The 12,698-nt window shown below is 49.2% G+C and carries 11 protein-coding genes; 10 read left to right on the top strand and 1 reads right to left on the bottom strand.

The window, feature by feature from the left end; all coding sequences use genetic code 11:
- The 9 genes from GAP13_RS11470 to istB form a co-directional block, all read left to right on the top strand.
- The coding region (locus GAP13_RS11470) for an integrase catalytic domain-containing protein (RefSeq protein WP_158908450.1) at positions 1–1,026 on the top strand (1,026 nt) is incomplete at its 5' end.
- 483 nt (positions 1,027–1,509) lie between these two features.
- Positions 1,510–2,547 carry a LacI family DNA-binding transcriptional regulator gene (locus tag GAP13_RS11475; protein WP_158908451.1) on the top strand — a complete coding sequence of 346 codons (1,038 nt, stop codon included), beginning with the start codon at positions 1,510–1,512 and terminating at the stop codon, positions 2,545–2,547.
- A complete protein-coding gene (locus GAP13_RS11480; protein WP_158908452.1) occupies positions 2,544–3,785 on the top strand; it encodes an ABC transporter substrate-binding protein in 1,242 nt (413 codons plus the stop codon). Before GAP13_RS11475 ends, GAP13_RS11480 begins: the two co-directional genes overlap by 4 nt.
- An 85-nt stretch (positions 3,786–3,870) precedes the next feature.
- Positions 3,871–4,740, top strand: a complete 870-nt coding sequence (locus GAP13_RS11485; protein ID WP_158908453.1) for a carbohydrate ABC transporter permease — start codon at positions 3,871–3,873, stop codon at positions 4,738–4,740.
- The gene (locus tag GAP13_RS11490) at positions 4,737–5,546 is read left to right on the top strand and encodes a carbohydrate ABC transporter permease (protein ID WP_158908454.1); all 810 of its coding nucleotides are present in this window, start codon (positions 4,737–4,739) and stop codon (positions 5,544–5,546) included. The genes GAP13_RS11485 and GAP13_RS11490 overlap by 4 nt, the downstream gene beginning before the upstream one ends.
- A gap of 6 nt (positions 5,547–5,552) precedes the next feature.
- A complete protein-coding gene (locus GAP13_RS11495) occupies positions 5,553–7,340 on the top strand; it encodes a glycoside hydrolase family 2 protein (protein ID WP_158908455.1) in 1,788 nt (595 codons plus the stop codon).
- A gap of 263 nt (positions 7,341–7,603) precedes the next feature.
- Positions 7,604–7,930 carry a transposase gene (locus GAP13_RS11500; RefSeq protein WP_158908456.1) on the top strand — a complete coding sequence of 109 codons (327 nt, stop codon included), beginning with the start codon at positions 7,604–7,606 and terminating at the stop codon, positions 7,928–7,930.
- Between the two features lie 133 nt (positions 7,931–8,063).
- On the top strand, positions 8,064–8,903 hold the full coding sequence (istA, locus tag GAP13_RS11505; protein ID WP_158908457.1) for an IS21 family transposase: 840 nt from the start codon (positions 8,064–8,066) through the stop codon (positions 8,901–8,903).
- A gap of 5 nt (positions 8,904–8,908) precedes the next feature.
- A complete protein-coding gene (gene istB / locus GAP13_RS11510; protein WP_158908458.1) occupies positions 8,909–9,664 on the top strand; it encodes an IS21-like element helper ATPase IstB in 756 nt (251 codons plus the stop codon).
- Positions 9,665–10,611: 947 nt separating this feature from the next.
- On the opposite strand, the gene GAP13_RS11515 is transcribed toward istB, so the two are convergent.
- Positions 10,612–11,493, bottom strand: a complete 882-nt coding sequence (locus GAP13_RS11515; RefSeq protein ID WP_158908459.1) for a DUF72 domain-containing protein — start codon at positions 11,491–11,493, stop codon at positions 10,612–10,614.
- A 389-nt stretch (positions 11,494–11,882) separates the two neighbouring features.
- On the opposite strand from GAP13_RS11515, the gene GAP13_RS11520 reads away from it, so the two are divergent.
- A complete protein-coding gene (locus GAP13_RS11520; protein ID WP_158908460.1) occupies positions 11,883–12,323 on the top strand; it encodes a hypothetical protein in 441 nt (146 codons plus the stop codon).
- The last annotated feature ends 375 nt before the right edge of the window (positions 12,324–12,698 follow it).

The raw sequence follows: 12,698 nt of genomic DNA on the forward strand, positions 1-12,698 counted from the left end.
AGGGTCATAGGTGGTACTCGCCTCAAGATTGTCATTGGCTCGCCCCGCGTACGCAAGAAACGCAATGGCAAGAAAAAGTATTCGGACGCACTCTATCAGTCGCTCAAACGTATATGGGCAACCTTTGACTGCATGTGCGGCAAACGCCTGAAAGTCTCTATCCGCGAAAACCTTGCCTTCCTTGCGCTCCACGAGGAGTATGCGATTACCGATGCAGTCCGCGCAGAACTTGCTGCCATTAGCCCCGCAACCATCGATCGCCTGCTTGCCAAAGAAAAACAAACGCCATGGTTCCTGAAGCGCCACTCTACTACGAGTGAAGCTGCCAACCACTACAAGACCAAAATCCCCATCAGAACCTACTATGGCTCCGAGGAACAGCGCCCGGGATACCTGGAAATCGATACGGTGTTCCACAGCGGTGTGACGGTCCATGATGAGTTCTGCTGCACCCTCGACGCCACCGATACCATGACCGGCTGGGTCGAGCTGCGGGCATTACCCAATCGTGGTCAGCGCTGGGTCAAAGAGGCACTCGTCGACGTCCGCAGCACGCTGCCGTTCCGCCTCATCGCCATCGATTCTGACAATGGCTCGGAGTTTCTGAACAGGCAGGTCTATGACTGGTGCACACGCGAACAGATTTCCTTCACCCGCTCACGCAGCTACCACAAGAATGACAACCCCTTCGTGGAGCAGAAGAACAGCCAATATGTCCGGCAATTCGTCGGGTACGCACGCTACGACACCACCGAGGAATTCGAAGCCCTCAGGGAAGTCTATCAAGTCCTCTGTCCCTTACTGAACCTCTTCTACCCCTCGACAAAACTCATCGCAAAGCATCGTGAGAACGCAACCATTCACAAGACCTATGACACACCCCAAACCCCTTTCTCCCGCGTGCTTGCCTCACCTTTTGTATCACTGAGAGCAAAAGAGCAACTAGCAGTTCGCAAAACAGGCTATGATCCTGTGGTGCTGCGCTATAGGCTGGATACCGCTCGACAAACTACACCATGCGCATAGCAATAAAACGCTGGTAGAGATACTCTATGAGAAAGAATGAATACTTAGAAAATATGATGAGGCATCCATAGCATTTCGCTTAGATTTTAAGATGAGGCATTACGGGGGGCAGGGGGGATTGGTGCCAGATTCAGGACGGTACAGTATCGTTTTGAATTGAATGCATCCCTAACCTTCCAGACTTGCAGTATGCTTTCTAGAAAGAGAACGCTATGGATGCAGAAACCAAAGCTGCCAGATAACAGTTGATCGTGCTGGAACTTACCGAAAAGCTTGGCAATGTCAGCTAGGCCTGCAAATAGCGGGGCATGGACAAGATCTCATTCTTCAAAGTCTGCGCACGTTGCTTTCAACTGAAAATATTAACGTTATCATATCATATTTTGCATTTTTGACCTTTTTTGGACCAATTTCTCTTGCAAATTCGTGAAAAATCGTGATTGACGCCCCGCTGAACAGCATTAAAATATTAACGATAATATTATGCGAACTTCATTGAAAGAGCTGGCGAAGAAGAGTGGTTACTCAGTCAATACCGTTTCGCGTGCACTTCGCGATGCGGACGATGTGAAAGCATCTACTAAATCGCTCATCAAGCAGCTGGCCGAGGAGATGGGGTATATCCCAAATGTTGTCGCGAAGAACCTCAGGCTTGGCAAAACGAATACTATTGGTGTTGTCTCCGCGGATTCATCGAACCCGTATTTTGCCGAAGTGATTCTCGCGATTGAAGATGCGGCCAGATCGCATGACTACCATATACTGCTCGTCAATACCGAAGAATCCCCGGAAGGAGAACGGGAGGCGATCGACACTCTCATCGAACGCCAGGTTGACGGCCTGCTCATCATCCCTGTTTTCGGCGAGGATGCGAATCTCGAACGGCTCAAGAACTTGTCAGTGCCTTTCCTTCTTGTCGGGCGATGGCTTCCCGGCCTTGAAGATCATTCCATCCTAACTGACGAGTATGACAAAGCGAAACAAGTGACATCCCTGTTTCTGGCAAATGGCCATACGCATGTGCTGCATCTTGCGGGGCCTTCATTCGTGAGCAGTTCTTTCGATCGCATTAAGGGATACAGGGATGCACACAGTGAAGCTGGCATTCCGGTGAATGAAGACCTGATCGTGGAGACCGATGGGCATATCGAGGATGGGCATCGCCATATCAATGCGCTTATCCGCAAGGAACTGCCTTTTACCGCGCTCTTCGCTTTCAATGATCTTGTCGCGATCGGTGCGATGCGGGCACTGAAGGAAGCGGGGTATCTCATTCCGCAGGATGTCGAGGTCGTGGGTTTCGATGATCTCGATCTTTCCCGGTATCTATACAACAGCTTGAGCTCTGTCCGGATACCCAAACAGGAACTGGGCAGAATCGCATTTGAATCTCTCTTCGAGCATATGACTGACCCTAAAAAGCTATACAGGAGACAAACGATCGAGTCCCGCCTGATGCTGCGCGAGACGACGACGTTTGAAAATATTGGTGACTCACAGATACAAGGAGGTATCAAATGAAAAAAAACAGGCTGGTTCTGGCATTGGGGCTGATCTTGATAGCCTTGATGACTGTTGGCGCACAGAAACCGATCGAAATCAGTTTCTGGTCACTTTTTACGGGCGGCGATGGCGAGTTTTTCGATGCAATGGTAAAGGCTTTCAATGAATCGCAGAACGAAATCGTGATGAAGACCGATACGGTCAAGTTCACAAACTATTACACGAAGCTCACCGCAGCCCTCTCCGCCAAGAACGCTCCCGATGTCGTGGTTATGCATCAGGATCGGTTGGTGAACTATGTTCCTAACGGGGTGTTAATGCAATTGGACGAATATGTCCAGAAAGCAAACATCGATCTTTCCACATTCTCCCCAGCACCACTCAACAGCTGCAAGTTCAATGGAAAGCTCTATGCAATCCCGCTCGATGTTCATCCGCTTGTCATGTACTACAATAAGGATCTCATGGCAAAGGCTGGAGTCACGAAAGTGCCCGAAACCCTGGCCGAGCTGATCTCTGCAGCAAAAGCGATTCAGGACAAAACAGGAGCAATCGGTATCGCAGCTGACAATACTACCGCAACCTACAAAGCATACACACTCACCCGCCTGTTTATGTCGCTGCTCATGGAACAGAATGTAACCATACTTGATGCTTCCAATAAAAGAGCCAACTTCAATAATGCAGCAGGTGTGAAAGCCTACCAGGCACTCAGTGACATGGTAAACAAGGACAAACTCACTCCAAAACAGCTTGACTATGATTCCTCTGTTTCCAGCTTCAAGCTGGGCAAGGCTGGGTTCCATTTCAACGGTGTCTGGATGGTAGGCGGTTTCGAGTCTCAGAGCGGCCTGAATTTCGGGGTCGTACAGTTCCCCGCTCTCCTTGGGAAGAACGCAGGATGGACTGGCTCGCATACGCTCGCAGTCCCTGTGCAGAAAACAACCGATCCCGACAGGATCATGGCAGTTATGAAGTTCATCGACTGGATGACCCAGCATGGCGAGATGTGGGCAAAAGCAGGCCATATTCCGACCCGTACCACCGTATATTCCAAGCCTGAATTCAAGAATCTTCCGCATCGTGCCGAATATGCCGATGCGGTCAAAAACACCTTTGCCCCTCCTGCAACACACAAATGGCCCGAGCTGTATGATGCCATCTCCGATTCGCTCGAGGAAAGCATAGCGCTCAACAAAGACGCGAAGGCTGCTCTTGACCAGCTGGAAAAGAAAGTCAACGATATACTGAAGTAATATTGCAACGATAATGCAATAGCGGAAACCCGGGCTGTATTCCTGCGGCACAGGTTTCCGCTTTTGCGAATGGAGAAAACATTACATGCATCTTGCCGGTCATACAAAACGAGACATCATACTGTTTTCAGCACCATACCTCTTGGTGTACCTGGTATTTCTGGCATTTCCGGTCGTGTATGGAATCTACCTCAGTTTTTTTGATTGGAACATTCTTTCCGGCAAAGCGTTCGTGGGCCTCAGAAATTTTGTGCAAGCCTTTTCTGATGAAAAGTTCAAGTCTTCATTCTTTCATACCCTGCAGTTTGTTGGGCTTTCAACTCCGATTCTCATAGTGACCGGTTTTCTCATGGCGCTGATATCTGTGCGCCCCACAAAGCTGGGGAAGGCTGCAGAAAGCATCTTTTTTCTTCCCTATATGTTTTCTACGACAGTTGTGGGAACGCTGTGGGCATGGCTCTTGCAGAAAAATTTCGGTTTGGTTAATCAACTGCTGCAGGCAATCGGGCTCAAGGGAGTCGGCTGGCTTACTGATCCAAATGTAGCAATGCTATCTATTGTGTGGGCAACGCTTTGGTGGACAGCTGGCTTTAACATGATATTGTTTTCAGCTGGGATGAAACAAATTCCGGACGAAATATATGAGTCTGCCCGCCTCGATGGAGCAGGAAAGTTTGTCACGCTCACCCGGATTACCATTCCTTTACTGAAGGATACCACATTGCTCGTGGTCATCTTGCAGATCATTGCTTCTTTTAAGGTATTCGGACAGGTATATGTGATGACCGGAGGCGGTCCTTACGGCACAACCCGTGTACTAGTCCAGTATGTTTATGAAACGGGGTTCAATTATTTCAAGCTCGGATATGCATCGGCGATGTCAATGGTCCTGTTCGTTGTCATTCTTGTGATCTCCGCCGTACAGCTTCTTGCCAGCAAGGATGATGTGCAATGAAAAAAATACTTCTCAATATGGTTGTGGCTGTTCTCATTGCGCTTTGGCTGGTGCCTCTGCTGTGGCTCATTATTACTTCGCTTAAGATGGAGAACGACGTTGTCACCGATCACCTGACTCTGTTTTCAGCAGCCCCTACATTCAAGAACTACATTAAAGCCCTGACCACTACGCCGATAAAGCAATGGCTTCTGAACTCGTTCTTTGTTGCATCGGTGACTACTGTATTGACGCTCTTTCTCGATTCGACAATGGCATTCGTGCTGTCCAGGATGCGATTCAGGGGGAGAAAAGCCCTGTATCTTTTCGTGCTTGCGGGCATGATGGCGCCTTTCGAATCGATGATCATCCAGCTGTATCTGGAGTTCAACGCATTCAAGTTGCTCAACACGCTCGCCGCGGTCATAATCCCGAGGCTCGCATTGCCAGTAGGTGTATTCATCCTGACCCAATTCTTCAACGGCATTCCCACGGCCCTCGAGGAAGCTGCCTATATCGATGGCGCGAGCAGGTTCAAGGTGTTCACCTCGATCATATTGCCATTGGGGAAATCGGCAATGTTCGCCGTAGCAATCCTGTCATTTATTGGTTCATGGAATGATTTCCTCTGGCCGCTTATCGCCATCTCGAATTCAGCAAAATATACTGTCACGGTGGGCATCGCCAATTTCCAGGGGACCCATGGGACCGAATATGCCCTGATAATGGCAGGCGCGGTGATCGCATCAATACCCCAAATCCTGATATTCTTGTTTTTCAGGAAAAATATAGTTCAGGGAATCGCCATGACGGGCATCAAAGGTTGAACTCCAATGATGAAAGAGGCATCTGGCAATCGATTTGTTGAGGATAGCCATATCTTTGCCGGGCATCCTAACCCTTCCTGGGCAAGGCGCACATGGATGAGCCTGGATGGCATCTGGACAATTACGCATCGCGCTACGAAGAAAGAAATCCGCGTGCCGTTTCCCATTGGAAGCAAGGAGTCCGGGGTCGATTTCAAGGATAGCGGGCTCTTTGTCTATGAACGCGAATTCATACTGGAACCGTTTTTATTGGCGAAGCGGTACCTTCTTCATATCGGGGCATGCGATTACATGACGACTGTGTTCGTCAACGGCCACCTGGTGGGGAGCCATGTTGGCGGCTATGCCTCCTTTTCCTTCGATATCACATCCGTTGTAAAGCCTGGGAAGAATCGTATCGAAATCAGGGTGCTCGATTCGCACAGCCCGTTCCAGGTGCGCGGCAAGCAGACATTCATGCGCAATGCTTTCTTTGTCTGGTATGAAGGAATAGCAGGGATATGGCAGTCTGTCTGGCTTGAGGAAGTCGGTCTGAGATATCTTGAGCGGGCGGAAACAAGTTTCGATTTTTTCGGGCAGAAGCTTGCTGTTTCGGTATTTCTGAAGCCCCTGGATAATAAGAGTGAACACATTCCTGATAGCAGTCTGCGCCTACGAATTGATGTGAAATCTTCCGATGGAAGAGGAAAGGAAGCTACCAGGCTTCTGGAAGCGGATAATGGAGTGTTCAAGGCGACTTTCGGATTCGATGAATTTAATGCCGCCTTGTGGTCTATCGAAACACCGAATCTGCACCCCATGGCCCTGACCCTGCTTTGCGGGAACACAGTCTTCGATACTGTCGAGACTTATTTCGGATTGCGCGAAATTTCAGCCGGGAAAGATGGTTTCAAGATCAACGGGAAGCCGGTCTTTCTCAAAATGGTATTGAACCAGGGGTACTACCCTGGCGGCGTATATACCCCGCTCGATTACAGCCGGATGGCGGAAGATATCCGCACCATCAAGGCGCTCGGCTATAACGGGGCCAGAATCCACGAAAAGGTGGAAGCCCCCTATTTCCACTATCTGTGTGACCGCCTGGGCCTACTTACCAGCTTCGAAATGCCGTCGTTCTATCTTCCCTCGAAAAAGGGATTCAGGCGTTACGAGTCCGAGCTAAAAGAGCTTATCCTCCGCGACTCCATGCATCCATCCTGCATAATGAGGATGCTGTTCAACGAAACCTGGGGGATCTGGGGGGTGTGCCGGAAATCATCTTCTACGCGTTCATTCGTCGAAAAAATGTACAGACTTGCAAAACACATGGATCCGACGAGGCCAGTAATCGAGAATAGCGGATGGGAGCACTTTATGACAGATATAGTGGATTTTCATCATTATCTTCGGAATGCCTCGCTCGCAAGGAATTTATATAGTAAGATCAGAAATGGGGATGAATATACGCTCGAAGGATTCTCGCTCAGGCGCGTACTTGAATTCTATATCAAAAACCAGGTGCCTTTCGCGACGCGCTCCGTTTTCCTTGAGAAACCCTCTAATGCAGATGTATTGCCGCTTTTCCTTAGCGAATACGGCGGCTTCGGCTGGTACGACACGGAAAAGAAGAACGCCGTTGAAGAGAGCATTGAGGAGTACACCCGCGACATAGTGCATTCGGGATTGTTCTGCGGGTACTGCTATACACAGCTTTATGATGTCGGAAGTGAAGTCAACGGACTCATGACCTTTGAGCGCAATCCGAAAGTCGATATCGAGTGCGTGCGGAAAGCGAACAATTGGGAGAAGCAATAATAGGGCAGCAGAATAGCATCCCCATGCTTGGCAACAAATCAGGCTATACTCTAACTATTCAGAGAACAAGATTTTTCCTGGGGAATTTGACTGGATATCTTGCCAGTTTAGAATGCTTGATTATGCAGATGTCGCAGTTGGTGATTATTTCCCGTTTTTATTTTAGACTGAACTGACCCCTTCTAGGTGGACACGAAATGATACTCTATCTTGGAGGGGGTATGATAAAATGGACATGAAGTTAAGAGAAAAAAGGAAAGGACATGTCCAGAAGAAAGTTCGACAAGGAGTTCAAAGTTGCGGCAGTCAGACTGGTCGTGGATGAAGAGCTGCCCGTATGTCAGGTTGCAAGGGAACTTGCCGTGCATCAAAACAGCCTCTACCGCTGGGTGAGCGAGTACGAGAAATACGGTGAGAGTGCGTTTCCTGGGAATGGGAGCAAGATATATAACTACCAAGCCGAGATCAACCGTCTTGAGAAGCGGAATAGGGAACTTGAAGAGGAAGTAGAACTGCTAAAAAAATTCCGGGTCTTCTTGCAGAAAAAAAAGCACGTGAGGTTCAGGTATCTGGCAGAATGTGTAATGTAAGCTAAAACTCCCCAGAAAGATCAAACTGGAATGGCCAGAAAAATCGTCAGAATTCCCCAGAAAAATCGTGGGGAGATTTGACGGAGAAAGCCCTGTACCATAGGCACGGTACAGGGAGGAGGACATGCTTAAGATGAACCAGATTGATCAGATCAAGGAGTTGCAGCGGCAAGGGCTTGGGCCGGGTGATATTGCCTCGAGGCTGGGCCTGGATCGGAAGACTATACGCAAATACCTGCACAAGGAGGATTTCAACCAGCCACAGCGCGTGCCGGTGGTGCATCCCTCGAAGCTGGACCGCTGGAAGCCGCTCATCGATGCGTGGCTCGCTGAAGACCAGCGCATGCGCTTCAAGCAGCGCCACACGGCGAAGCGCATTCACCAGCGCCTGTGCGAAGAACATGCCGGGGAGTATGACTGCTCCTATCCATTGGTACAGCGCTATGTGAAGGCGAGGAAGGCCGCCCAGCGACAGCCAGGGGGCTTTCTTGAGCTCGTGTGGGCACCTGGTGAAGCCCAGGCTGACTTCGGTGAAGCGGAAGTAGTGGAAGCGGGTGTCCGCAAGACCGTCAAGTATCTGACCCTGACCTTTCCCTACAGCAATGCGGGCTTTACGCAGGTGTTCGGCGGGGAGACTGCCGAATGCGTCGCGCAGGGCTTACAGGATATCTTCCGGTACATCGGTGGCGTACCGAGCCGCATCGTGTTCGACAATGCCACCGGTGTCGGCCGCAGAATCCAGCAGCATATCGCCCTGAACCAGCTCTTTCTGCGCTTCAAGTGCCACTATGGGTTTTCCGTCACCTTCTGCAATCCCAATGCTGGCCATGAGAAAGGCAATGTGGAGAACAAGATCGGCTATACCCGGCGGAATTTCTTTGTGCCGCTGCCGGTAGTCGACCGGCTCGCCGATTGGAATGACGGACTCGGACAAACCGCGCGCTCCTGCGGAACGAAATCTCGCAGCTTTTGAAGAAAATGGCGTTCAGCCAGACGGCGGTCCAGCTCTGCGAGGAAGAAGGCACTGCTCCCATGGAGCAATTCCTCCTGAAAGTCCTGCGCAACGAGATGGCGAGCCGGGAACAAGCTCGCCGGGCGCGCTTTCTGCGGGAAGCCGTCTTCTCGGTCTACAAGACACTCGAGGGATTTGATTTTGCGAGCGTCAGTCTGCCACCTGCATTAACGAGGCAGGAACTGACCAGCCTGCAGTTTGTCGCCGCGAAAACGAATCTTGTCATGTACGGACCGGTGGGGACTGGTAAGACGCATCTGGCCACGGCACTCGGCGTCGAAGCCTGCAACCGATCGATGCGCACGAAGTTCTTCACCGCGGCAGAACTGGTCGTGCGGCTTTCGGAAGCCCTCAAGGAGGGGATGCTCGACAAACTGCTTGCGAGCGTGCTGAGAGCAGACCTCCTGATCATCGATGAGTGGGGCTATGTGCCCGTCGACCGGCAGGGCGCGCAGCTGCTGTTCCGCGTCATCGCTGATTCGTATGAACAACGGAGCCTCATTCTCACCACGAATCTTGAGTTTTCAAAGTGGGGGACTATTTTCACGGATGACCAGATGGCGGCGGCGATGATCGACCGGCTTGCGCACCATGGACACATTCTCTTGTTCGAAGGTGAGAGTTACCGCATGAAACATGCACTCATGCGGCAAAAGGACCAGGTAAAATCCCCATGGCCTGATGGGGAAATTTGCACGATTTTTTTGGGGATTTTGGCTTGACGAAATACACGATATTGCCGGCTTTCTCGTAGTCGCCGCGCCTGCCTTCAAGGTCTGCATCCGCTCGAGATCGACGAGCCAGTCGGTGAAAGCATCGGGGAATGCTTCGGATTCGAAGTAGGTCCAGGGACGTTCTCCCCATGACGGAATGAGATAATTCTCGAGCCTGGACCTGTGTCCCTTGCGTGTCGCCTCGGAGATCTGTGCTCCATCGGTAAGGGCGGCTCTTTTGAGGTGATTGGCTCCCGGGAGGTAGAGGCTTTGTGCAAATTCACCAAAGGTCCGAGGTCCAGTAAATGGCTGTGGATCCGGCTCATCTGGTTCTGGTTGTTTCCGTCGCGCGAGTCTGTCCTGACGCTCGAGGTCTTCGATGAATAACTGAGCTTCACGCTTCAAGCGTTGAGATGATCCCGCCGGTTTGCGAATTCTCTTGCCATCATCCCAATACCAATACCACCAGACTTTGTATTCCTTGCCCTCCGAACTGATGAATTTCCGAGAAAAGAGATGATATTTCCCACCCATAATTCCTCCCGTGAAACAGAGGAAAATAAAAAAACTCATGTACACAAAATGTGCACAAAATCCTGTTTTTAGGGGTATTATAAGCTTCCAAAGAGCCCTTGCAAGCGTCATTTTCCGAGCATGAAAGCGTGTTTGTAAGTTATTATAATAAAATAAAATAGCCGCCCATTAAGAGCGGCTATTCAGTTTGTCGGGCTGAGAGGATTTGAACCTCCGACATCTTGGTCCCGAATCTAATTCCTAGTTTTTATGATACCCATAGGTTTTATGGCTTATCATAACTTATTATAAGAGCAATACTACATTTGTCAAGGATTGCATCGGGAGCACTGGTTCTCAAGAATTTGGGTAACATTTGGGTAACATGTTGAATAACGTTATGTATTTTCCAAGAAAAAACCAAGCTGTGCCGCTTCAATCGATCAACTGCCCGATGATTTCTTTTCTGCTCCCAGTTTTTGCTGTATCTTCTGCATCACTTCGATCGTCAGGGGCGCCGAGCCTTCGTAGTGGTTGTTCACATTGATGGTTACCTTGTGTCCTTGGGACGCGATGTCCATGGCCATCTGGAGGATAAGCTGCTTATCGGGCTTGGCCTCGTGGATGGTGTTCCACTGTTCGTTCGTCTTCTTTTCGATCTCTGCTCTGTCGCATCCAAGAAGGCGGATCACTATGTCCGTGTCCACAAGATTCCTGTATTGCCAATATACCTCATAAACATGCGGCAGGTAGCGCTTTTCGCTGAAGACGGGGATGAGGCGCCGATCGCGCAAGAAACTGAAGTATGCGGTGCTAAGGTAATTTCTATTGCGGCTCTCTATTGCGAGCGGCAGCCCGCGAGCCCGTTCGCGTACAGCCGTAAGAAAATCATCGAGCTTCTCAAGGAAGGCTTCGAGCGAGGGCATCTTGTCCTTGCCCAGGTATTCGAATTCGAACATGATGGCGTCGAGCCGGGGGATCATGGGCTCGACAGCCTCAAGGAATCGGGCGAAAAGGTCGGGCGACAGGAAGGAGGGGTTAGGCACGCCCGTCGATGCGCCGGCATTCCCGCGCAGATGCGTAAGGGTTAGCTCCTGCGGCACTTTGCAGGTAAATCGAAAAGAGGGCAGCACCTGCGCAAGGTAGTCGGCGACTTCCTCACGGTCAGGGATCTTGTAGAACCAGCTGTCGACCTCGACCGTGTCGTACTTCTGCGAGTATTCCCGAAGGTACGCGGCCGCACGGCGCTGTGTCTCAGCATAGACCAGCCCCACCCAGGAAGGGTAGTTCCAGGAGCAGGTGCCGAAGCGGATTGAGGAGTTCATATGCGTATTTAACAATGAGGATCGTAGCAGACAAACCCTTGCTTCGGAACCAGTGCGGCTCTGGGTTTGTTAAGGTCGATATTCTGCGTTCAAATGACATTATCAAAGCTATATCTTCTCTAGCCTAGTGCCGAAGCATCTTACCGGCATATATGATGAGGCGTATTGTTTCACATAGATTTTCAATGAGGCAATGCGAGCTCTTGACGAAACGCCAAAGTTCAAGTTATTCTCATTAACGTAAAAATGATCAATGAATTCTTTAAAGAAGCGGCATATATTATCATGCGCAACTTGAAACTTGATATTATCAACTGCTATGGAGCATTTTTATCAATCAGATTTATAATTTTTGATATGAGATAATAATAAATTTATTGGAGGCTTCTATGAAAAGACATTTAGCTTTATTCATTTTATTATTGATTATCATCTTTTCAGTTGCAGCAGACCAGGTTGAACTGTATTATAATGGCAACTACATAAAAAATTTTTATTTAAAGGATGCGACAGGCTATTCTGTGCTAAACCTATCTACTAAATCTGCTAATGCTGCTTTAACCATTACTATTGACGAAACTTATGGGAAACATAATCAATATTTTTTAAATAGACTTTATCGAATAACAAGCATTTCTAAGATGAAAGATGGTACGATTTTTACATATGAAAGTCTGCTTAGTTTGTCTCAAGAATCGACATCCTTTGTTTCCTACGCCTGGATAATGCCAAGCGCGCAATATGATGGATATTTTTCTCTTAGAAATAGCGATGGCGAAATTTTAGCAGTATATTTTGATTTTAATCTCAACATAACAAGAATAGAATAGATTTTATTGCTCGCGGCTTAGGGCAGTTCCATATAATCTGTTCTAATCCAACTTCGATAAGAATATTTATTTGTTTATAACTTTTATTGTCACCCAAATTATCACCATCATGCCAACCCCCACAACTAATCCATAGAATCTCGCCCTACGGGCTTTTTCCGCCGCTTCTTCTTTGCAGCTCTGCAATGAGGCCTGCAAACTCGTCAAAGCATTCGCCAGCTCCTGCCGCACTCTCTCCGATTCGGTCCAGTCCGCCTGCAATTTCCCGAGCGCTGCCTGCAAGCGCTCTATATCCTTCAACTGGACTTGAACAGTTTGTAGGACCAATTTCAGATTGTTATAGTTCGTAACTAATTTCTATGGAATAAGTTAAAT

Origin of the sequence: Rectinema subterraneum (genome assembly GCA_009768935.1) — a bacterium.
In the GTDB taxonomy this organism is placed as follows: domain Bacteria; phylum Spirochaetota; class Spirochaetia; order Treponematales; family Rectinemataceae; genus Rectinema; species Rectinema subterraneum.

What these genes read in the sequence shown, in the direction of transcription:
- GAP13_RS11475 (WP_158908451.1), top strand. Translation starts at nt 1,510, where the DNA reads ATGCGAACTTCATTGAAAGAGCTGGCGAAGAAGAGTGGTTACTCAGTC.
- GAP13_RS11480 (WP_158908452.1), top strand. Translation starts at nt 2,544, where the DNA reads ATGAAAAAAAACAGGCTGGTTCTGGCATTGGGGCTGATCTTGATAGCC.
- GAP13_RS11485 (WP_158908453.1), top strand. Translation starts at nt 3,871, where the DNA reads ATGCATCTTGCCGGTCATACAAAACGAGACATCATACTGTTTTCAGCA.
- GAP13_RS11490 (WP_158908454.1), top strand. Translation starts at nt 4,737, where the DNA reads ATGAAAAAAATACTTCTCAATATGGTTGTGGCTGTTCTCATTGCGCTT.
- GAP13_RS11495 (WP_158908455.1), top strand. Translation starts at nt 5,553, where the DNA reads ATGATGAAAGAGGCATCTGGCAATCGATTTGTTGAGGATAGCCATATC.
- GAP13_RS11500 (WP_158908456.1), top strand. Translation starts at nt 7,604, where the DNA reads ATGTCCAGAAGAAAGTTCGACAAGGAGTTCAAAGTTGCGGCAGTCAGA.
- istA (WP_158908457.1), top strand. Translation starts at nt 8,064, where the DNA reads ATGAACCAGATTGATCAGATCAAGGAGTTGCAGCGGCAAGGGCTTGGG.
- istB (WP_158908458.1), top strand. Translation starts at nt 8,909, where the DNA reads ATGGCGTTCAGCCAGACGGCGGTCCAGCTCTGCGAGGAAGAAGGCACT.
- GAP13_RS11515 (WP_158908459.1), bottom strand. Translation starts at nt 11,493, where the DNA reads ATGAACTCCTCAATCCGCTTCGGCACCTGCTCCTGGAACTACCCTTCC.
- GAP13_RS11520 (WP_158908460.1), top strand. Translation starts at nt 11,883, where the DNA reads ATGAAAAGACATTTAGCTTTATTCATTTTATTATTGATTATCATCTTT.